Raw genomic sequence first — 18,242 nt, forward strand, 5'->3', positions numbered from 1 at the left:
CGATGATTGTCGAGGTCACCCCGGCCACGCTGATCCACCGGCCCGGGCAGCCCACCGAGCTGACCGTGCGGATCGAGAACGTGCGCGACGTCATCGCGGGCGTCGCCGTGCGGGTGCTGGGCGCCGACCCGGACTGGGCCGTGATCGACGAGCCCGAGGTGTCCCTGTTCCCCGGGGAGTCGCGCACCGTCGCCGTCACGCTGCTGCTGCCCGAGGGGTTTCCGGCCGGGCTGCACCAGGTCACCGTCCAGGTGCGCGAGACCGGGGTGCCGCACGAGTGTGTCCTGTGCCCGGTGAGCGTCGAGGTGCCGGGGCACGAGATGCTGCTGCTGACCCTGAAGCCGCATCTGGTGCACGGCGGCAAGGAGGCCCGCTTCGGGCTGCGGGCCGAGAACACCGGCAACACGGTCATTTCCCGGCCACTCACGGGGCAGGACGAGGAGGGCGGCCTGAGCTTCGCGTTCGATCCCGGTCGGGTGGAGCTGGCGCCGGGGGAGGAGGCGCGGCTGTCCGTCACCGTGTCGCGACGGCGCCCGCTGACGGGAATGCCGCGGCCGCACCTGTTCTCGGTCTACGCGGACGCCCGCACGGCGGAGGAACGCCGGCTGGGCGTGCCGCTCGACGGCCTCTCCGCTCAGGGCGCCTTCCTCCAGAACGCGCGGATCAGCCGCACGGTGCTCGCCCTGGGCTGCACCGTGACGGCGATGGTGCTGGTGATCGCGATCGGGGTGGGCGCGGCCTACGCGATCCTGAAGAAGAACGACGTGGACCAGGAGCACACCGACAGCCGTCTGGCGGCGGTGAGCGACCCGGGTTCCCACGCCCCGCGGATCGGCGCGGAGAAGTGTCCCTGCTGGTTCACCGGCCGGGTCGAGGTGGTGGGGGACGGGTTCCGGGTGACCTCCGACAGTTCGGACAGATCCTGGACCGCCGAGAAGGCGCGGCTCATGAAGAAGCTCCGGGTCTCGGTCTACCCCGCGGACGACCCCGGGCACCCGGTCTGGGCGAAACCGCCTGACGAACAGGGAAACTGGAGTGCGGAGCTGGCTGAGAGCGGCGACTACCTGATCCGCTTCGGCGGCGCCGACCTGGTGCCCACCTGGTACTCGCAGGTCACCGATGCTGCTGCGGCGCGGGTGGTCACGGCTCGCGGCGGTGACACGGAGACCTCGGTGAACGGGGTGACGACGCTGCCGCCGATGCTCGTCGGCGTCGCGCGCGGCTCGGTCACCGTGACGCTGAACCTGGACGACCCCACCGGTGCCGAGGTGCAGATCCTCGCCGGTGAGAACACCGCTGTGCCGTGCGCGCTGGTCGCGGACGCCACCTCGCCGGACGGCGACGCGGTCTACGTGGCCCGGGACCTGCCGACCCCGGGCAGCTACATCATCGCCGTCAGCAAGAAGGGACACACGTCCGAGGCCGTCCCGATCGAGCTGGACAACGGCGAGAACCGGGATGCCGACACCGTCACCCTGGTGACCGATCCCCGGAAAGTGGCGTCGGACGTCCACAATCCGCTCTGTCTCCCGAACGGTGACGGCTCGTGAACGAGGACGCCGACCAGGACCTGCGCCTGGAGGTCGCCGACCGCCTGGTGGAGGCCGGCACCACCGTGGTGGTTCCGGGCCGCGTCACCAACCTCACCGACGAGCCGCTGCGCACCGTGATCCTGGCCCAGGGACTGCCCGCCGGGTGGTGTCCGCCGGCGCACGTCCTCACGCTGCCGGCGCACAACTCCGCCGAGGTGTTCGTCTACCTGACCCCACCGACGGGCACACCGGTCGGCTGCTACCCCTGGGCCCTGACCGCGCAGACCACGCAGCAGCCGATGCAGGCCGTGAACGCGGAACTGGGCGTGAGGCGTCCCTCGCCCCCGCCGCCCGAGACGGCCCGGCCCGGGCACCCACGGCGCCGGTGGATCGTGGTGTCCGTGGCCCTCGGGATGGCGACAGCCGTGGCGGCGGTGCTGGTGCTGCTCCGGCCGGACACCCTGTTCCGGCCGCTGGAGCGCGCCCTGGTCCTGAAACCCCCGAGGGGGAGCACCGGGTCCGGGACGACGCCGACGCCGACGCCGACCGAGTCACCGACGTACAGGGGGCCCTCGGAGGTTTCGGTCAGCATCGCCGTACAGGCCGACGGCGCGCAGGACGTCAAGGGCATCCGGGTGGAGCTCACGAAGCTGAACCTGAACAGTCTCAGCAACGCGTCCCAGGGGCAGACCGAGGACCACACCGTCCCTGACCAGGTCGTGAACGGCACACCGTGGACCACGACACTTCCGCCGGGACTCTACGCCCTGACCTTCACGAAAACCGGCTATGAGCCCGAGCAGGTGGTGCTCGATGTCACCTCGGCGAACCCGGCCACGCTTCCCGACGTGCAGTTGAGCCGGTCACCGGAGAAGAAGGAGACCGACGACAAGAGCCAGCAGGAGGCCGCCCAGCACTAACCCGGCCATCCACCAGGGCCTCGGCTCCTCGTCCCACGGGCCGTCCGGCCACACGAACGGTTCATCGTCCTCCAGCGGTTCCGTCTCCACCACCGGCGACGTCGTCACCCGCAGGGCAGAACCGCACCGTGCGCACTCGACCGCCACCGCCTCGGCCGGTTCCGCGCAGGCCGGGCACAACCGGCCCGGCCGCACGGCCCGCCCCCCGGTTCCCGGCAGCCGCCGGGCCGGCCCGGCCAGGGCGGGAGCCGGTTCCGCCACCACCGGTGGCGTGACCGCCTCGCCCAGCGGCGGGTGCACGTCTCCGGGCCCGCCGTCCCAGAAGAACGGCCCTCCGGCGACCGTCGTCCACCGCTCCTGCGCGGGCGTCTCCGGTTCCGGCTCGCGCGGTGAGGGAATCAGCTCGGTGAAGGCGGCGGAGGCGATGCCGGGCGTGGGCATCACGACGAGTTCCACCCGCACGCCGATCGGCACCTCGGTCCGCACCAGTTCCAGCACATACTCGGGAAGGGTGTTGCCCGGCAACGGCATCCGGATCATCACCCAGCCGGTGTCGTCGTCGGGACAGGTGTCCTCGCGGTACACCCCGCCGCCGTCGATGATCTCCACCGGGTGGCCGCCGGACAGCTGCTCCAGCAGCTCCCGCAGCCCGGTGCTGGTGCCGCGGGCGCTCAGGGCCCGGGCCTGGGCGCGCACCCAGTCCCGCTCCCGCACGTCGTGCAGATTCTCCTCCGGGTCGGCGGGCGCACCGATCCAGCTGCCCAGCCAGTGCACCAGCGGGTCCGGGGTGACGCTGAGATCCGCCGCCCGGCCGATGTTGTCGGCCGAGTGCACGAGCGTGCCCGCGACGTCCTCGAAGATCGTCGCGAACCGGGCGGTGAAGTCGTCCTCCAGCATCGCCACCGGCAGCTGGCGCACCAGCCAGCCGGGAGAGGGTGCGTTCACCGGTTCACCACGCTCAGCCCGGCGGGCAGGAACAGGCTGTCAGCACCGGGTTTCAGTACCTCCCGGGCCGGCCCGACCCGCTCACCGGTGCGCAGGTCGTACTCGTACAGGCAGACGTCCTCGATCGACGCGACCCCCTCCACGCCCTCCAGCCGCAGGGCGATGGCCGCCGCCGTGAGGTCCTTGTCGAAGGGCCATCCGGTGCCGTCGGCGCCGCCCTCGATCGGGTCCAGCCACGAGCGCAGCAGCTGCTCCGCCGCGTGCCGCACCCCGGCGGCGCCCCGGCCCACGGCCACCCGGATCGTCGCCTCCACCGAGACCCCGACGTAGTACGGCGTGGTCAGCTCGATCCGGGTGCCGACCAGCCTGCGCGGTTCCAGCGACTGCGTGACCTGTTCCAGCAGAGCTTCTTCCAGGGCGAAGTCGTCGATCGAGCGAAAGCCCTGCACCGGCAGCAACTGCGGCACGATCAGCAGCCGCACCGGACCACCTGGCCGCTCCGGCGGCACGCAGCGCACCCGGGCGATGCGCGGGCTGCTCTCCAGAGTCAGCTGCTCGAAGTCGGCCGAGGTCACGGCCCGGCGCCCGGTGCGTAACGTCAGCGGCCCGCGCACCTTCACCTCGTCCACTGTCTCCGGGTCCGAGCCGCCGGTGGCCGCTCTCAGGTTGGTCACCGTGGTGATGTAGGGCAGCGGCGTGCGCGGTGCGACCAGGGTGCGGGCGCCGACGTTCCCGGCCGCGCCACCCCCGACGCGGTAGCCCGTCACCGACACCGTGGCCCCCTCGGCCGGCACCGCACCGTGCCGCCGCACCCAGCCGTCCGGCTGGCGCACGGCCGGCCCGAACCGGATCGCCCCACTGGCGCTGTCCCAGACGAAATGCCGGTCGTAGGGCCCGCTACGGGTGAAATCACTGACCTCGGTCCAGATCTCGTCGCCGTCCGGGCCGGTGACCAGCACGTGCTCCCCGGGCCGCCGGGGCGCGACCGGCCCGCGCGCGGTGCTGAACACCTGCCCGGGCCGGCCGTCGCTGCGGCCCACCACCTCGGCGGGCAGCACCTCGGAGTGTTCCGCCGCCGCGGTGCCGCCGACCACGGCCGCGCTCACCGCGCTGATCCGCGGCGGACGGGTGTACGCGGGCTCGCCGGGGTCCGGGTCACGCAGCACCGCGCGGATCCAGTAGGCGGTGCGGCCCCCGACCGCCTGGGCGCCGTGCGAGCGGGGCATCAGCAGGATGATCTCGCCGGGCCGGTTCAGCCCGCCGGTGCTGTCGCGGTGCACCGGCAGCAGGGACCAGTCCTGGCCGGTCCAGGCCTGCCAGGCGATCGGCGGGTTGCCGGGGTTGATGCCGGTGCCGGCGGCGGACGCCGAGAAGGTGAGCCGCAGGGCGGATCCCGCCAGCGACTGCGCGAAACCCAGGTTGACGGCGTCCCCCTCGGCCGCGAAGCACGGCTCGTCGAGCCCCAGCCGTAGTGACGGCATCAGGTCGCGGGTGCCGTCCGGGCCGGCCGTGGTGGTCAGCACCTGGGTGAGCCGGGGCGGGCTCATCACCAGGTCCTCCACGGTGCCGAACACCACCGCCTCGCCGGGGCCGGAGCCGGTGGCGACCTGGCTGCCGGCCGGCACCCGCACGTCGTGGTCCAGCACGTCGGACAGCCAGAACGTGAGGTCGCAGGCGGCCACCCCGGGCGCGAACGGCTCGATGCCCAGCAGGTCGAGGAATTGCAGGTACAGCCGGTCCGGCACCTGGTTCAGCCGGTAGGTCAGCTGGTCACACATCCAGGCGAACAGCTCGATCAGCGCGACGCCCGGGTCGTTGAGGTTGTGGTTGGTCCATTCCGGGCAGTGCCGTGGGATGGCGCGTTTCGCCTCGTCCACGAAGTCCTGGAAGCGGCGGTCGTCGAGGGTCGGTACGGGCAGAGGCATCAGCTGCCCGCCTCACGTTCCTGCGGGATCAGGTAGAACGGGTGCACCAGGTTGCGCCGGTCGTTGGTGGCCCGCACCCGGTAGCCCACGTGGATGTCCACCAGCCCGGGCACCCGGGGGGCGGCGACCACGTCCACCTCCTCCACCGCCACGCGCGGCTCCCAGCGGGCCAGCGCCTCGCGCACGGCGTGCCGGATCAGGCCCAGGGTGTTCGGGTTGATCGGCTCGAACACGAGTTCATGGATGCGGCAACCGAAATCGGGCCGCATCAGCCGCTCGCCGGGAGCCGTCAGCAGCACCATCCGCACCGAGGAGTCCAGATCGGCGGCACCCGACGTGAGCGCGATCGAGCCGCTGGCGTCCACCCGCATCGGCCAGGCGAAGCCGCGGCCGATGAAGTCGACCACCTCGCGCGGCGTCGCCGTCATCGGGGCCGGGTCGAGTTCCGCGGGGCGGGTGGGCACGGCCACGTTCGCGTCGTCCCCCGCCGACACCGCTGTGGGACGCCGCTGGCCGGGGATCAGCGCGGCGGTGACCGGTGGTTGCGTGGTCAGGTCGACGGTGCCGCCGTCGTCCTCGGGCATGTCCGTGGGGGTGCTCTCGTCGCCGTTCACGATGGCTTACTCGGTGCCGGGCGCCGTGCCTTGAGCCGATCGGGCGATATAAGGCGCTGTTTTCTGCACGGGAAAGTACGGACGGCGGGCGAGGGCGATTCGTCCCGCGAACATTTGGGCTTGTCCCGATTCATGTGGCATATTCCTGATCGGCGGAACGGGGCCCATACTCCGGATCTGCTGATGCCCGGGCCACGAGGGGGTGCTCCAGGTGAAGGTGCCAGCTGCCGTTCGCGCCTGTACGGGGAGACCGTGCACACGGGCCGGATCGGTGGACGCTCGAAGGCGGGGGTTTGATGATGGCAAGTACGGAGACCCGGATGACCGTGGTGGAACAGGGCCTGGGGATCGAGGACGGCGTCGTCACCGCGCCGGAGGATAGGCAGTGGCGGGCCGACATGAGTGATCTGCGCTCGGGCGTGCGCGAATTGCGTCGCGGGCAGGAGGCGATCCGCACAGAGCAGCGAGAACTGCACGCCGAGATGGCGGTGATCAGGTCGCATGTCCGGCGCATCATCGAGATGCTCACCGACCTGACCACGACCGTCAGGGCCGCTCAGCACACGCGATGATGCCCTCCACCGTCCGCACGATGTCCCAGCAGGCCACCCGCAGCTGACGGCTCGTGCCGGGGGAGCCGGCCAGGGTCTGCCAGAAGCCCAGCTGCCCCAGTGCCGCCCGCGAGATCACCCCGTCGGCGGCGCCGGGCGGCAGGCCCAGCCGGGCCGCGATCCCGAAACCGGTTGCCCCGAGCAGCCGCTCGGCCTCCTCCCGGTGGCTCTCGGGCACCGTCACCGCACCCGCGCGCAGGTCGTTCAGCAACTGGATCTCGCGGAACTCGTGCGCCGACGAGGTGACCTCCTCGACGATCGTCTCCAGGCGTCCCGGCTCGGCGCAGCCCCCACGGCGGATCACGGCGCGCACCGCGGTCAGCGCCGATCGGGCGCGCAGCAGACGGCTGCGCTCGGTGAACTGCCGCAGCAGGATCTCGCGCAGGTCGTCCAGGCCGCTCACCCGGTTCAGCCGCGCGGCCAGCTCCGCGGCCGAGCGCGCCTCACCGGCCTCGATCGCCCGCAGCGAGTCTCGCACGCCGAAAAGGCCCAGCCGGTCCAGGATGTACGCCCGTTCCCGCCGGGGCACCGGCACCTGCGTGTCGAGGAACCGGTCGGCGGTCAGCAGCAGCCGATCCAGGCGTTCCCGCGGCAGGTCGGCGAGCCGGGCCAGCACCTGGTACTCGTTCTGCCGCAACGTCATCGCGGCATGCCCCACCAGCCCGGCGACCGGAACCACCAGCGGGCACAGTTTCCGGATGCGCCGGTCGGAGCGGTAACGGGCGGCCACCCGGGCGGCCACGTCGAGCGCGTCCAGTCGCAGGGAACCGATCTCGTCGGCGCGCGAGAGCACCCCGACCGCGTTCACCGGTGTGCCCCGGCCGAACTCGTCGTCGTGGAAGGCGTCGAGAAAGCGGATGTCGTCGGCGTGCGCGTGCCGCAGGAGATACAGCACGGCGTCGACGGTTGCGGTGCGCTCGTCGTCCCCAGGTAGTAAAGCTGTTGCCCGCAGCGAGGTCTCGGCCGACAGTGAGCCGATGCCCGGCGTGTCGATCAGGGTGACGTCGCTGAGCCGGGACGACGGCCAGGTCACCTCCAGATGGTCGACGTCGTCCACCGGCACCCCGAGGTCGACCGTCAGCGCCCCCGTGGCCCGCCGGTAGGGGCGCTGTTCCACGCGCCCGTCCCGATGGTGGACGGCGACGCGCGGGCTGTTCCCGCCCACGTACCAGGTGACCAGCCTGGTGCACTCGCCGGCGTCGGTGGGCGCCAGCTCCTCGCCGACCAGAGCGTTGAGCAGGGTGGACTTCCCGGCCTTGACGCGTCCGGCGATGGCGACGCGCAGGGGCTCGGACAGGCGGCGCTGCGTGTCCTGGAGCTGTGCGGACGTGGTCTCGTCGAGTGCCAGTTCCAGCGCCTGGGCCACCAGGTAACGCACGGACGCCGTCAGGTCGCCTCCCAGCTCGGCGCTCACTTCTCCACCCGAGGACGCTGGAGGGCGTCGAGGTTTCGTCGGTCACCGTCGAGTTCGGCGGAGCGGGCCCGGCGCTGCCGCTCGTCGAGCCGTCCGGCCCGCTCCACCGAATGCATGGCGCGGCGCGAGGTTTCGTGCAGCACCTGGGCCCGGGCCCCGAAGTCGTCACGCAGCTCGCGCCAGGTGCGGCGCAGGGAGTCCTTGCAGTCCTTGTCGACGACGAACTTGGCCTCGTCGATGAACGCCCGGCACACCGTCTTGGCCTGCTGACGGCGCTGGTGCACCAGACGCTCGTAGTCGTCGTGGAGGATCTTCTTGCCGATCCCCGCGCCGAGAATCAGCGCCAGCGGCCCCATCAGCGGGATGTACTCGGGGTGCTGCAAAATCATCGGGACGGCCAAGGACGGCACCATCGCGGCGGTGCGGCCGAGGAACACCATCTTGGGGATGAGCGGCTCGCCGGGCGGTAGCTCCACCTGTCCCAGATGCACTCCGTGCAGCAGTTCGGCGGGGGCGCTGAGCCCCAGTCTGAGCGGCACCCCGGACTCCGCCGCGAAGGAGCTCGCGACCTCGGCGGACAGGTCGGCCGCCCGGGCGGCGAGCAGCTCGTGGTTGGCCGTGGCGGCCAGGATCGCCTGCCGCTGGATCCAGGCCTCCATGGTCGGCCAGTTCTGCTCCGGGTCGGTGCGGTCGATCAGTTGCTCCGCCCGCCCGGCCAGCCTCCGCAGCCGCTCGTCCAGGTCGTGGTGGATGTCGGCGATCAGGTCTTCCATCCCGTCCGAGAGCCGTTGCTGCCACTGGCTGTCCGGCTCCAGCAGGCGCCGAGTGCGTTCGGCGGAGGCACGCAGCTGCTCGGTGACGACCGGCCCGATCTCGGGGCTGCTCAGCACCCGCTGCTCGGCCGCGATCTCCAGGCTGAGCTGCTCGCGCACGAAGCCGAGATCGCGGTGCGCGGCCGTGACCGCCTCGGAGGCCGCCGGCTCGGCCACCTCCGTCCGGAGCCAGTCGAGCAGATCCACGAAACCCGATTCGTCCCGCGTCTGTTCGCTCTCCAGCTGGAGGAACGACGAGACCGGCACCACCGGCACGTCGTCCACCCCGTGGGCGGCCAGGTGCGCGCGGTTCAGCTCGACGATGCTGCGCCAGTGCGGGTAGATGTCGGTCTTGGACACCACGCACACCGCGCGTGGTACCCGCTCCAGAGCGTCTTTCAGGAAGGTCATCTCGGGTGCCGTGAGCTCCTGCGAGGCGTCGGTCACGAAGACCATCGCGCAGGCGGAACCGAGCACACCCATCGTCATCGCCCCGTGGGTGGACTCCAGACCGCCCACGCCCGGCGTGTCGATGAGGCACAGCCCGTCTTCCAGCAACGGGTGGGGGAGCGCGATCTCGACGGAGTGCAGCCCGGAATTCCGGGAATCCTCGACGAAGACGGCCAGCTCCCCGATCTCGACCGGCTCGCTGTCCAGAGCGGTTTCGCCGGGATCTCTCGATTGCCCGAAGTACGCCGTGGCTTTCGGGGCATCGCCGTGCCGGACGAACATCGGGACGGCGGTGGCGACGTCCGCGTCCACCGGGCAGACCTCGTTCTGGAGCAGGGCGTTCACCAGAGTGCTCTTGCCCCGCTTGAACTCGCCCACCACCACGACGCCGAGAATCCGCCCGGCCAGCCGGGCCTGGGTGCCGGCCAGGTGACGGCTGAGGTCCTGCCGTTCGTGCTGCTCGGCCAGGTTGCGCGCCAGATCGAGGACGCCCGTGGTGCGGTTGATCTGGTCGGTCCCGGTCCCGGTCCCGGTCGCGCCTGGCTCGAGTCGCTGTCCGCAACCGCCGCAGAACGAGGAATCGCCGGGATTGTCCCGGGCGCAACCCGGACATGATGCGGTCAGTCCCGGTGTCCCCGGATCCACGCTCGGCACCCTGGTGAATTCGGCCCGCGACGATGCGAAACTTGAGCCTGCCAGCACATCCCGGGGGGAATCCGATGTCCGGTACCGAGACCGCACCACCGTCGTCCGCCGGGGCTACCGCCACGGTCTGCGAGGCCTGCCGCACGGAGAACGGCCCGGAGCGCCGGTTCTGCAAGCGGTGCGGGGCGTGGATGATCGAGGCTCCGCCGTCGCGCCCGGTGGTGCGGATTCCGTATGCGGTGCGGATGCGGAAGTGGCTGTTCGGGCGCACGCCGTACACGCCGGGCCTGGGGCCCGCGGGCTGGGCGGTGCGCCTGGCCTACGGCATGGTGCCGCTCGTGCTGGTGGCGGCTCTCGTGCAGGTGCGGCCGGATCACTGGCTGATGTACCACTTCGGCTGGTGGCAGATCACCGATGCCGACGCCGCCGCTCCCGTGAACACCTGGGAGGTGCAGCGCTGGGCGGTCGACGGCATCCGCAACCGGGGGTGGATGACCGCGGGAGCGGGTTCGGGCACACTGGTCATCCGGTTCCCGGGCGAGACACAGATCCGGGAAATCTCCTTCGAGACAGGATATTCGTCGGACGACAAGTCCGTCCGGCGACCGAAGAAGATCACGATGACCTGGGGGGATACGGATGATCCGATCCCGGTCGATCTGCACGACACCCACCGGGTGCAGTGGAAGCGCGTCAACGAGAAGGCGTCGTCCGTGACGATCAGGATGGACGAGGTGTATCAGCCGGGAGCGACCGGGAAGCCCGTGCTGATCGGGGAGATCAGCTTCTGGCGCATCTGATCGTCTCGCTCATTCGAGGCAGCCCGGTGCGCTGGGCGCGCTGGGCAGGCCGCCGTCCCCGGCATCTCCCGCGACCGCGACCACGCTGTAGCACGCGGGCCTCGAATCCCTGTGCCGGTAGCCGGATGTCGCTTTCGCGGGCCTGACGAGCTTCCTCTGCTGCCCGGCCACCTGCCGCCAGACCTCGTAACCCGTCGCACCGTCCACCGGCGTCCAGGTGACCGTCGCCCTCCCCGCGTCCCGTTCGACCGTGGGCGCGTCCGGTGGCACGGGTGGCAGGGTAGTCTTGTCCGGGTCCTTCGTCAGATCGCTGACGATGGCGCCGCCGACGCCGAACATCATCAGTACCACGACAATTCCGGCCAGTGCGGTGAAGCCGCGGAACAGTACCGGCACCTGCTCGAAGGCCCCGTGGACGACGGAGGACCCGGTGCTGGGCGACAGGCTCGCCGACCGCTGCACCACGCGGAACGGATGCCAGGCGGACATCCCGCGCAGCGTCAGCCTTCTCAGGCGGATCCGGAGGAGAGTGACGGCGCTGCCACCCACCGGCACGACGAGTTCCTGAGGCCGGAGCCGGAAGTCCAGGTGCTCGTCCGATCCCTCCGCCGACACCTGGATGCGGGCGTCGGTGTCGCCCCAGTTCGTGTACGTGATGCGATGACTCGTCCACCAGCGCCCCGACGACGTCACGGGTTTCATCACGGCCTGGAGGTCGAGCACCCGCCCGATCTCCAGATCACCCTCCTCGACGGCCGAGCACCGCACGGTCTGCGACGACCGGGCCCGCACGCCGAACGGCATGGGGTCGTCGGTGAGTGGGGCGTTCGCCGGAGGCTGGATCACCACCAGGGCGGTCGCCTCCTCGCCGGGCCCGAGGTCGAGTTCCGGCGGCTGGACCTCCCACCAGCCGTGCTCCAGCCCGACCAGGTCCAGCCGCAGCACCTCCGCGTGGTGGCCGGGGTTGCGCACGGACACCGGGACCCGTTCCTGGCCGCCGGGTTCCAGCCGGATCCGGTTGGTGTCCAGGGTGATGAGCGGGGTGTCCACGATGGTCCACGGTACCGGGACGGGGTGGGTCAGGAGCGGATTGCGTTGCGGGCGAGCACCCGCGCGCCCACCCGGACGTCAGCGGCGGCGCGGCTCACCCCGGCCAGCAGCCCGGTGACCGCGCAGACCACGAGCAGGCCGGCGGTCAGCAAGTGATCGGCGAGCGTCCACCCGATCAGGCAGGCACCCACCCCGATGACGGCCCCGGCCACGCCCACCGACAGCACACTGCTGGACGCGGTACGAAGCCCACGGCGGATCAGGCGCAGGCGATACTGGACCGACTTGTAGGCGACGAGGACGAGAATGACCCCGAGCACGCCGGGGACGCTCAGCAGGCCCCCGAACCCGAGATCGTTCCGGGGCTTGATCAGAGCCGTGTACTCGACACCGCCGGAGTTCCGGCGATGAACGTCGAAGGGGCCGGTGAGGACGTGCTGAAACCTGCTCAGGGAGAAATCCTTCGGATAGTCCGCGGTGCCCGGTTTCACGGACTGTCCCGGTACCCGAAAGGTGATGCCCGCGACCGTCATGGACGCCGGGCCGTTACCGAGCTTGTTCTGAGTGCCGGTCAGACACAGGGCCAGTTTGGCGGAGAGATCCCCGGTCGTCTCCCCCTTGCACCATTCCGCCCCGCCTCCGCCACCTGTATCGACACCCCGTACGGCGAAAAGGATCATCGCGACCCCGAACAGCACGGCCGCCACCCGCATCCCCCACGCCACCCACCGCGACGGGTCCAGAGCTTCCGGAACCGACCGTACCCGGGTGTGCGGAACCACCTTGGGTTCCGGCTCAGCCGGGGCAGGCGCAGGCGCCGTCTTCACCGCCAGCAGCTCATGAGCCCGGATCGCCGCTCCCAGAGCCACGATCTGTTTGGGATCGGCATTGACCGACACCGGCCGCCCCAGATCCTCCGACAGCAGCTCGGCGATCAGCGGTATCCGGGACGACCCACCGGCCAGCAGAACCGCGCTCAGGTCCTCGGCCGCCAGCCCGGATGATTCGAGGGACCGACGGAACGCCTCCAGGGTCAGCGTCAGCAGGGGACGGATCGACTCCTCCAGCTCGCCCCGGGTGAGCCTGACCACCGTGTTGGCGCCAGGAAGGTTGACAGGGACAGTGGTCTCCACATCGTGCGACAGCGCCTCCTTGGCCAGCACACAGTCACGCCGCAACTTGTGCAGAGCGGTGTTCATCGCCGGGTCGGTGAGATCGACGTCGAGCGCCTCGTCCCCGATCACCCGCCGCACGTGATCGAAAACCGCCTCGTCGAAGTCGATCCCGCCCAGCTGCTCCACCCCGACCGGCCGCCCGACCAGCTCGAACTCACCCGATGTGCGCCGCAACATGGCGGCGTCGAACGTGCCGCCCCCGAGGTCGTACACCCCCACGGTGCCACCAGCGTCGATCCGGTTCATCGCCGCGTACTCCACCGCCGCCGCCTCGGGCTCGGTGAGCAGGATCAGATTCTTGATTCCGACCTGCGCAACCGCCTGCGCGAGAATCTCTTTGCGGTACTCACCCCAGTTGGCCGGGTAGGTGACGGCCACCCCGGCCGGCGGCTCCCCCTGCCGCGCGGTCACGGCATCCAGCACCCATTGCAGCAGCACGGCCATGAGCGCCTGCGGCGAATACGGGACGCCGTCGAGGATGACCGGGGTGGCGTCGCCGAGGCGGCGCTTGAACTCGCGGGCGGTGCACTCGGGTGAGGTTGCGGCCCGGCGCTCGGCCGCTTCTCCCACGACGACGTCGTGACCCTTCTCCATGACCAGGACCGAGGGGACGAAGAACTCGTGATCACCGAGGGAGAAGATGTGCGGATCCCCGCCGTCTTCGAGCACTGCGGCGGAGGTGTACGTCGTCCCCAGGTCGACGCCGAGCACGTATCCCATAAGCGCTCCAGATCAAAGTCAGCGGTACTCGGCCGAATCTCGGCGATGGATGATCAGCCAGTCCTGATCTTGCAACCGTCTCAGGAGTCTGCTCCCGGAGAAGGAGAAATATGTTGCGTACTCGCCTTCGGTACCCACATGAGATTCTTCTGTGTCGGCTGCTTTCGATTTTGCCACTCGTCATCCTTTGGCAAACAGTCTTTCCATTGTGACGGCTTGTACAGTCCTCGGCATGGTCCGCACGGACCAATGTAGCTAAGCTGTCGTGAATCTCGCACCTCGTTTTCTTTGGGGTCTCGGAATCCGTATGCGTTAGTAAATTTGATGTCGATCAATCTGTTCTCGGCAGATAGTTTTCGAACGATGTCGTCTTCGGCACAGTAGGTTGATGGGTTGCCCTTTGTGGGGTGGGGCTCAGAGGAGCTTTCGCCGACCACAATCCTTCCTGTCTTTAGATCGAAACCTACGGCCACGGCGGAGGGGGCATCAATGTGGCTAGAACGCTTGGCGGCTGAGACTGCCTCGAAGCCAAGCATTGCGGCTTTCGCTTCTTCCAAGAATTTGTTGGCTGTTGTAAAGCGAGACGTTATCCATTTTCCGAGATCCGATTTGTCAGTGGGGGGTTCTTCAATCGCAGGTTCGGCGAGGCTGTCGAGGTATCTCTTTCTAGTACGATCGGCCTTTGTGCCTTCGGAAAGAATTGGACCCACGAAAATTTTCTTCTGACTAGGAGGCTCACCTTCAGAGGTCTTGAGTAAGTGGGTAAGTTGCTTTTCGGCCATTTCTTGTTCGATTTCGAGCGTGGCGAGAGAGTCCAATTCTTGAAGATTGTCGCGATCTCGCTGGCTCGCAATGATTTGCTTGAAGCGCAAGATTCCCTCTTTGGTCAGCGTAAGGGATTCTTTAAGATGCGCGACCCATTCATCGTTCGTTATAAGAGGTTTCTTCGGCTCAAGCTCGTAGTTCTCGTCGCTGGAATTAAGTTCTGTGACACTCATGCTCCCGGTTGAATGCGCCTTCAAGTCGTTCTTTCTATCGGTTCCTGTATTCGGTGAATTTGACGTTGGAGCAACGGTACTGGAAGGAGTTGGTAAATCTTTCATGGTTCCTTCAAAAGCGGTTGGCGGCACTGAATGGGTGATTGGCTGTTCATGGACGGGAGTGAGTTGGATCTGGTAATGAAAAGCCTTGCTGCGATTAATTTATCGCCACACTGGCACCCTTCACCGAAGCAAGCGCATCAGCACTCACCGACACGGTGGCACCCTTGACACTGGTACTCGCCGCCCCCTCCAGCGTGAGCGCCGCATCGGCCTTCGCACTCACCTGCAATCCACTCACACTGACCGACGTCTGTCCGATCACCGAAACCGAGACCCCCTTGATCTCCACCTTCCCCGAAGCATCCAGCGTGATCGAAGCCTGCCCCGCAACCAGTTTCAGCGGCGTCCCGGTCTCCGCCTTGATCAGCACCTGATCCCCGGCCAGCAAAACCTGATGCTTCGAAGCATGCTGAATGTCGATCACGTTGCTTCCCGGCGCCGCCGCGTCGGTCAGCACCACCTGGTGCCCGTTCCCCGAGGTAAGCCCGGCGGACAGGTCGGCGTCCCGGCCGCCGGTGGCGACGGGCGCGGCGTCCTTGCCGTTGTGCAGGGCCCCCAGCACCACCGGCCGCTGGAGGTCGCCCTCCTCGAACCCGACCAGCACCTCGTCGTCCACCCGGTGCGGCACCACCATCCCGCGCTGGGGCCCGGCCGAGCTGAGAACGGTTCGGGCCCAGCCGGTTTGCACGGAGTCACCCAGGGTCGGGAGCTTCACCTTCACGCGTCCCAGGGTTTTCGGGTCCTTGATGTCCGTGATCAGGCCTGGCACGGGGCCGACCACGCCGCCGATGGTCTCGTCCCGGCGCTGGGCCGAACCTCCGGGCCGTTCGCCGGCGACCACCGTCGTCATCGACGTCGTACCCCACTCGTGCCGCACCGCGACCACCGGATGCTTTCCCGACAACGGCCCGGCCCCTTTCAGTTCCAGATCGTCGCGGGGCGAGATGCCTGGCGTCACGTTCACGGTCCGCACCGTGAGCACCGTGCCGGATCGGGCCAGGCGGGAGGCGTGGGCGGTGGCCTGGGCGGTCAGGTCGGCGGCGTCGACCACCGAGAAGGGATGGGCCTGGTACTCCAGCGCGGTGTCCGCCTGGGCGAAGCCCGTGGCGCCGGTCAGCACCGCCGGCCGGGTGGCGGCTGCGGCGGCCGGGTTGGTGCCGGTGATCTCGGCCTTGGTCGCCGGGTCCCAGCCGCGCATCGAGACCGTGCCGGTGGTCTTGCCGGCGGCCTGGAAGTCCAGGTCGCGCAGGTCTTCTCCCAGGGTCAGGGCCATGGGGGACGGCGCGGTGGGGGCGGCCTTCACGTTGAACGACCTGTCCGCCGGGTCGACCCACCACTCCACCCCGTAGCGGTCGCAGATCTGCTCCAGCAGGTCGTGCGCCGAGCAGGCCACGAGTACGGCCTCGCGGGTGCCCGCGGGCAGACCCTCGATCGTGATGGTGCCGCTGACATGGGGTTTCAGGGCTGCACGCAGGGCGTCGGCCAGCGTGGTGTTGGCGGTGCTGGAGTTCTTGCCCACGTGGTTCAGGCCGGCCCCGGCGTCCTCGGCGACGATGGTGACGGCCGTGCGGTAGTCGGCGTCGGAGGGGCAGGAGACGCGCAGGCCGGTGACGGTGCCGTCGAACACGGTCTTGGCGGTGCCGGCCGGGTCCGGGAACGAGACGCTGACCTCGGTCCCGGGGGCGAAGGTGGTGGCCTTGTTCTGGAGCGTCTCGAAATACGGGTCGTTGAAGGTGATCTCGGCCCGGGCGGCGCGCCGCAGGCCACGGTCCACGGAAACCGCCAGCAGGTCGTCGTTCTCGGCCGGGCTGAGCGCCGTACCGCCGAACTTCACGGTCGGCACGACGGGCATCGACGCGCTCACGATGCCTGCCCCGGGATCGCCAGGAGGGTGCCCGGCCGCAGGGCGAGCGGGTCGTCGATGTGGTTGGCCTCGGCGATGATTCGCCAGGCGTTCGGGTCGGCGTAGTGCCGGGCGGCGATCCGGTCGAGCGTCTCGCCGGGGCTGACCCGGTGCGCGGTGTGTGGCAGGCGGGTGCCGGACGTGGGGTTCTGGGGCGGGAAGCTGTACTCCGCCTCGTACTGCTTGAGCGTGACCTTCGCGGTGGCCCGCAGCGGGACACCGGTGGCCGAGAAGTATTTCAGCTCCACGTTCAGGTGGGTGACGACCGCCTCGAAGGACTGGAGGTTGCCCCAGCTGAACACCACCGTCTGCGGCCTGCCCTTGCCGCTGGCCGGGTCGGCCCCGGGCAGGGACGGGTCCTCGTCCATCAGCTTCATCAGCTTGTCGGTGTGCTCGGTGACCGGCCGGCCGGTGTCGGTGGTGTCGAAGAAGACGTCGACCGACATGTCGCCGTTGCTGGAGCCCTGGTAGGTCAGCTGGCCCAGCCCACGACCGGGCCGCGGCGTCATCTCCCACTTGTTCGAGCGGGAGACGGAGAAGCCGGACGGGTTGAACATGCACGGAATCGGCTGTCCGCGTTCGGGTTTGAAGAACGCCTTGGTCTGGGCGCCGGTCGCCGTCATCCGGCCACCACCGGATCAGCAGCCGGGCTGACGACCGGCGAACGGGGGACGACGAGACGCGTGACGTCCTGCGGCGTGATCATCGGCCCGGCGGCCCCGACCGGACCGGGACGGTGCACGTTGGTCGGGGCGGGAGGCCGCACGACCCGGCGGATCACGCCGCCACCCGGCTCGGGCCGGGCCAGTGCCCCGGTGAGCCGCGGTGTGGAGGCCAGGGCCCGGATCAGGGTCCCGGGACGGGTGGGCCGGACGAAGGCGCTCTCCAGGTGCAGGCGCTCCAGCACGGAACGGCCGAAATAGCTCATGGCGCCTTCGCCTTGAATCCGTGGTGGGCCACCTCGAGTTCCTCGGTGACCGGGGTGCCGCGGGAGGAATCGAAGTCGGGCCCGTTCCAGCGCACCGGGAAGGCGTCGTCGAACTCCCAGGACCGCATGCGGGTTCCGGTGGTGTCGAGCAGCACGACGCACGCCGTGGTGCGTTCCAGCCGGGCCCCGGCGGCCTGGAACCCGTGCCCGGCGGTGCGGTTCATCCAGGCGAACAGGTTGTCCGAGTCGGTGAGTCCTCGGCCGAACACCAGGTTGGGCCAGCTCATCTGGCCCGGGAACTGGTGCACGAAGCCGGTGTTGCCGCCCTCGGTGTACGACTCGACCGCCACCGACACCGAAAGCCCTTTCACCGAGCCGAAGGTGCCGATCGACTGGCCGTCGACCTCCAGCAGGAAGTTGGCGGCGGTGGGCGGCGCACCGCTCAGCACACTGGTGTCAAGAAGTGACGGCATCGCGGGCCTCCAGCCGGGCGCGTTCGTTCAGGTTGGCCACGGCACGCACCATCCGCACCCGGTCCAGGTGTTCCAGGTCGAGCACCGCCTCCAGCGACCAGTGCAGGTGGTAGGCCAGGAAGGCGGTCTCCTGCCAGACCGCCTCGGCCGGGTAACTCAGCATCGTCGTCCCCCACGACTCCTCCCGCGACGACGGTCCCGGCCGCGGGCAGCGGCCGGGAC

Annotated in this window: 17 protein-coding genes; 4 read left to right on the forward strand and 13 right to left on the reverse strand. The window is 69.5% G+C overall.

Features of this window, described 5'->3' with window-relative positions:
* The first annotated feature begins 2 nt into the window (after nt 1–2).
* Both KIH74_RS04655 and KIH74_RS04660 read left to right on the forward strand, forming a co-directional pair.
* Nucleotides 3–1,550, forward strand: coding sequence for a COG1470 family protein (locus KIH74_RS04655; protein WP_214154504.1), 1,548 nt, complete (start codon nt 3–5; stop codon nt 1,548–1,550).
* Nucleotides 1,547–2,452, forward strand: coding sequence for a COG1470 family protein (locus KIH74_RS04660; protein WP_214154505.1), 906 nt, complete (start codon nt 1,547–1,549; stop codon nt 2,450–2,452). Before KIH74_RS04655 ends, KIH74_RS04660 begins: the two co-directional genes overlap by 4 nt.
* Here the strand turns inward: KIH74_RS04660 and KIH74_RS04665 are convergent.
* Genes KIH74_RS04665 through KIH74_RS38345 form a run of 3 tightly spaced genes read right to left on the reverse strand, consistent with a single transcriptional unit; the run spans nt 2,396 to nt 5,936 of the window.
* Entirely contained in the window at nt 2,396–3,397 is a 1,002-nt protein-coding gene (locus tag KIH74_RS04665) for a hypothetical protein (RefSeq protein WP_214154506.1), read from the reverse strand. The genes KIH74_RS04660 and KIH74_RS04665 overlap by 57 nt on opposite strands.
* Complete coding sequence (locus KIH74_RS04670; RefSeq protein ID WP_214154507.1) at nt 3,394–5,322, reverse strand: putative baseplate assembly protein; 1,929 nt, start codon at nt 5,320–5,322, stop codon at nt 3,394–3,396. Before KIH74_RS04670 ends, KIH74_RS04665 begins: the two co-directional genes overlap by 4 nt.
* Nucleotides 5,322–5,936, reverse strand: a complete 615-nt coding sequence (locus tag KIH74_RS38345; protein ID WP_214154508.1) for a GPW/gp25 family protein — start codon at nt 5,934–5,936, stop codon at nt 5,322–5,324. The genes KIH74_RS04670 and KIH74_RS38345 overlap by 1 nt, the downstream gene beginning before the upstream one ends.
* Nucleotides 5,937–6,256: 320 nt before the next feature.
* Here KIH74_RS38345 and KIH74_RS04680 point away from each other — a divergent pair, with 320 nt between their 5' ends.
* The gene (locus KIH74_RS04680; protein WP_214154509.1) at nt 6,257–6,508 is read left to right on the forward strand and encodes a hypothetical protein; all 252 of its coding nucleotides are present in this window, start codon (nt 6,257–6,259) and stop codon (nt 6,506–6,508) included.
* Here KIH74_RS04680 and KIH74_RS04685 read toward each other — a convergent pair.
* Nucleotides 6,483–7,961 carry a dynamin family protein gene (locus tag KIH74_RS04685; protein ID WP_214154510.1) on the reverse strand — a complete coding sequence of 493 codons (1,479 nt, stop codon included), beginning with the start codon at nt 7,959–7,961 and terminating at the stop codon, nt 6,483–6,485. The genes KIH74_RS04680 and KIH74_RS04685 overlap by 26 nt on opposite strands.
* A complete protein-coding gene (locus KIH74_RS04690; RefSeq protein ID WP_214154511.1) occupies nt 7,958–9,868 on the reverse strand; it encodes a dynamin family protein in 1,911 nt (636 codons plus the stop codon). The genes KIH74_RS04685 and KIH74_RS04690 overlap by 4 nt, the downstream gene beginning before the upstream one ends.
* Before the next feature lie 74 nt (nt 9,869–9,942).
* Between KIH74_RS04690 and KIH74_RS04695 the strand changes: the two genes are divergently transcribed.
* Complete coding sequence (locus KIH74_RS04695) at nt 9,943–10,668, forward strand: NADase-type glycan-binding domain-containing protein (protein WP_214154512.1); 726 nt, start codon at nt 9,943–9,945, stop codon at nt 10,666–10,668.
* A 9-nt stretch (nt 10,669–10,677) separates the two neighbouring features.
* Here KIH74_RS04695 and KIH74_RS04700 read toward each other — a convergent pair whose 3' ends face one another.
* The 8 genes from KIH74_RS04700 to KIH74_RS04735 all read right to left on the reverse strand — a co-directional run bounded on the left by KIH74_RS04700 (nt 10,678) and on the right by KIH74_RS04735 (nt 18,183).
* Nucleotides 10,678–11,718 carry a COG1470 family protein gene (locus KIH74_RS04700; RefSeq protein WP_214154513.1) on the reverse strand — a complete coding sequence of 347 codons (1,041 nt, stop codon included), beginning with the start codon at nt 11,716–11,718 and terminating at the stop codon, nt 10,678–10,680.
* Between the two features lie 29 nt (nt 11,719–11,747).
* On the reverse strand, nt 11,748–13,613 hold the full coding sequence (locus KIH74_RS04705; protein ID WP_214154514.1) for an Hsp70 family protein: 1,866 nt from the start codon (nt 13,611–13,613) through the stop codon (nt 11,748–11,750).
* Between the two features lie 80 nt (nt 13,614–13,693).
* Nucleotides 13,694–14,611: a hypothetical protein gene (locus tag KIH74_RS04710; protein ID WP_214154515.1), complete on the reverse strand. Its 918-nt coding sequence runs from the start codon at nt 14,609–14,611 to the stop codon at nt 13,694–13,696.
* A 199-nt stretch (nt 14,612–14,810) separates the two neighbouring features.
* A complete protein-coding gene (locus KIH74_RS38350; protein WP_214154516.1) occupies nt 14,811–16,580 on the reverse strand; it encodes a phage baseplate assembly protein V in 1,770 nt (589 codons plus the stop codon).
* Nucleotides 16,577–17,242 (reverse strand): CIS tube protein, encoded by a 666-nt coding sequence (locus tag KIH74_RS04720; RefSeq protein ID WP_214154517.1) that lies wholly within the window; start codon nt 17,240–17,242, stop codon nt 16,577–16,579. The genes KIH74_RS38350 and KIH74_RS04720 overlap by 4 nt, the downstream gene beginning before the upstream one ends.
* The gene (locus tag KIH74_RS04725; RefSeq protein ID WP_214154518.1) at nt 17,239–17,547 is read right to left on the reverse strand and encodes a hypothetical protein; all 309 of its coding nucleotides are present in this window, start codon (nt 17,545–17,547) and stop codon (nt 17,239–17,241) included. Before KIH74_RS04725 ends, KIH74_RS04720 begins: the two co-directional genes overlap by 4 nt.
* Nucleotides 17,544–18,020 (reverse strand): phage tail protein, encoded by a 477-nt coding sequence (locus KIH74_RS04730; protein WP_214154519.1) that lies wholly within the window; start codon nt 18,018–18,020, stop codon nt 17,544–17,546. Before KIH74_RS04730 ends, KIH74_RS04725 begins: the two co-directional genes overlap by 4 nt.
* A complete protein-coding gene (locus KIH74_RS04735) occupies nt 18,004–18,183 on the reverse strand; it encodes a DUF6760 family protein (protein ID WP_214154520.1) in 180 nt (59 codons plus the stop codon). The genes KIH74_RS04730 and KIH74_RS04735 overlap by 17 nt, the downstream gene beginning before the upstream one ends.
* Nucleotides 18,184–18,242 lie beyond the last annotated feature (59 nt).

The organism is Kineosporia corallincola, from assembly GCF_018499875.1.
GTDB classification, from domain to species: domain Bacteria; phylum Actinomycetota; class Actinomycetes; order Actinomycetales; family Kineosporiaceae; genus Kineosporia; species Kineosporia corallincola.

Bases quoted from the DNA above. Each gene is read 5' to 3' on its own strand.
- KIH74_RS04655 (WP_214154504.1), top strand. From the start codon at position 3: ATGATTGTCGAGGTCACCCCGGCCACGCTGATCCACCGGCCCGGGCAG.
- KIH74_RS04670 (WP_214154507.1), bottom strand. From the start codon at position 5,322: ATGCCTCTGCCCGTACCGACCCTCGACGACCGCCGCTTCCAGGACTTC.
- KIH74_RS04680 (WP_214154509.1), top strand. From the start codon at position 6,257: ATGACCGTGGTGGAACAGGGCCTGGGGATCGAGGACGGCGTCGTCACC.
- KIH74_RS04695 (WP_214154512.1), top strand. From the start codon at position 9,943: ATGTCCGGTACCGAGACCGCACCACCGTCGTCCGCCGGGGCTACCGCC.
- KIH74_RS04705 (WP_214154514.1), bottom strand. From the start codon at position 13,613: ATGGGATACGTGCTCGGCGTCGACCTGGGGACGACGTACACCTCCGCC.
- KIH74_RS04710 (WP_214154515.1), bottom strand. From the start codon at position 14,611: ATGAGTGTCACAGAACTTAATTCCAGCGACGAGAACTACGAGCTTGAG.
- KIH74_RS04720 (WP_214154517.1), bottom strand. From the start codon at position 17,242: ATGACGGCGACCGGCGCCCAGACCAAGGCGTTCTTCAAACCCGAACGC.
- KIH74_RS04725 (WP_214154518.1), bottom strand. From the start codon at position 17,547: ATGAGCTATTTCGGCCGTTCCGTGCTGGAGCGCCTGCACCTGGAGAGC.
- KIH74_RS04730 (WP_214154519.1), bottom strand. From the start codon at position 18,020: ATGCCGTCACTTCTTGACACCAGTGTGCTGAGCGGTGCGCCGCCCACC.
- KIH74_RS04735 (WP_214154520.1), bottom strand. From the start codon at position 18,183: ATGCTGAGTTACCCGGCCGAGGCGGTCTGGCAGGAGACCGCCTTCCTG.